Genomic DNA, 353 nt, shown 5'->3' on the forward strand with positions numbered 1-353 from the left:
TTCCTCTTTCGATATTAGCAAAATATTCAACATTTTCTGGTTTACCGAATAGACCAATTACAAAATGTAAATTATAAACATTTAAATCCATTAATGCTCCACCTGACATATTAATATCGAAAACAGGTAAAATCTCACCTTTTTTAAATGCGTTATAGCGTGAAGAATATTGGGAATAATTACATGAGATAAGACTAATTTTTCCAAGTTCATTTAATCTATCTTTAATATTTTTATAAGTAGGTAAATATTGATTAGTAATTGCTTCAAAAAGAAGGCATTTTCGTTCTTTTGATAAGGCAATCAACTCATCTAATTCATCTATATTTGAAGTAAATGGTTTTTCACAAATA

At 26.3% G+C, this 353-nt stretch carries 1 pseudogene; it reads right to left on the minus strand.

From position 1 onward, the window contains the following. A pseudogene (locus QZ288_RS11575) lies at nt 1-353 on the minus strand (gfo/Idh/MocA family oxidoreductase); the annotation flags it as partial.

This window comes from uncultured Brachyspira sp., assembly GCF_910578695.1.
Classification (GTDB): domain Bacteria; phylum Spirochaetota; class Brachyspiria; order Brachyspirales; family Brachyspiraceae; genus Brachyspira.